This is a genomic window from Acinetobacter sp. YH16044 (genome assembly GCF_013417145.1).
GTDB classification, from domain to species: Bacteria; Pseudomonadota; Gammaproteobacteria; order Pseudomonadales; family Moraxellaceae; genus Acinetobacter; species Acinetobacter amyesii.
Genome location: NZ_VPEK01000152.1, coordinates 1 through 1,267 on the forward strand (window position 1 = coordinate 1; position 1,267 = coordinate 1,267).

1 protein-coding gene and 1 pseudogene are annotated in these 1,267 nt (G+C 32.1%); both read right to left on the reverse strand.

Going from position 1 to position 1,267, the window contains the following annotated elements:
• Nucleotides 1-73: 73 nt before the first annotated feature.
• Nucleotides 74-216: pseudogene (locus FTV38_RS18490) on the reverse strand (helix-turn-helix domain-containing protein); the annotation flags it as partial.
• Between the two features lie 161 nt (nucleotides 217-377).
• Nucleotides 378-1,202: an ImmA/IrrE family metallo-endopeptidase gene (locus tag FTV38_RS17645; protein WP_163146744.1), complete on the reverse strand. Its 825-nt coding sequence runs from the start codon at nucleotides 1,200-1,202 to the stop codon at nucleotides 378-380.
• Nucleotides 1,203-1,267 lie beyond the last annotated feature (65 nt).

Here is a 1,267-nt window from a genome sequence, read left to right on the forward strand (position 1 = left end):
ACATTCATTGTTGCTCATAAAACATCCATTAAAAAGCTGATAGGGGAAAAGCAGCCCTGAATGTAGGTCCAACTGGGCCTTGAGCTTTGTATTTTGCAGTAAACGTCTGATCTGACGTTTTGAAATATGAAGTAACTGAGCAGACTAGGTTTGAGGTATGCGTTGATCGCAGATTTCCTGCAAGATTGACAATCTTTTAAGTTCTTTATCTGGCATGACGCTAACATATAAAATCGTCTGCTTCGACAATCGCAAAAGCACATATTCTAAAAGTGAACATTTTTACTTTGGAGAAATCAGACATTTCTATTTTGGGCTTACAAACCAACTTCGCGTAAGAGATTTTATGTTAAATAAGAAACTGTATATTTAATATACTATTTGAATGAAGGGGGTTCCCATGTATCACTAAACTCATCTTCAATCTCTTCATATAAAGTATTTGTTGTGATTACTGTGAGAGTTTTTTCATAAGATCCCAATGTGATACTTTCCTCAATTGCTTTAATACGATGATTTGTATCAATCCATTCATTAAGAAAAATTTCTTTTTTTGATAGCTCAGTTGAAATTATATTTTTATTTGGTAAGACTTTGTTTTTTATATAAATACACTTTCCAAACTTACGTAGTTCCTTAGTATCGAAAACAGCATCTACTTTACCATTTGAACTGATAATTAATAGCGCAGGTGCTTCAGTAAGTTCAATATATCGTATAGCTGTAGAGGTTAAGGACGTATTGAAAATACTAGCTAAAGACTTAATTGCTTCTAAGCCGTCATTGTATTTATACATTTCCTTTTCAAAAAGAAATTTAGGCATTAGTAAGCAGGTAGAAAAATAGTCTGCTTCTCTTTCATAGGGATCTTTACTGCTCGAACCTGCACTTGAAAAATGAGTACCATTTTTATTAAAGATATTTTCAGGATGTTCAGGTAAAAAATAATGCCCAAATTCATGGGCAATACTGAATCGTTGATATGGAATATTATTGATAGAAGAAGCATAGTAGATTAGGAAATCATTGCCATTCCTAATAAGCGCTCCAGAAATACCATGACTCTTTTGAGATTGAGTTTGTATATCAATCCCTAGTTCTTCACCTAATTTAAAAAGATCTATTTCATAATCGATTAAATCGTAATCCTGTCTAATCTGAGTAGCTGCTTTTTCAATATATTGTTTGGTGTTATTAGACATTATCTTATTCAATGTACTAAGAAATAAATAGTTTATTTATTTCTTAGTGACTCTGCAAATCGTCC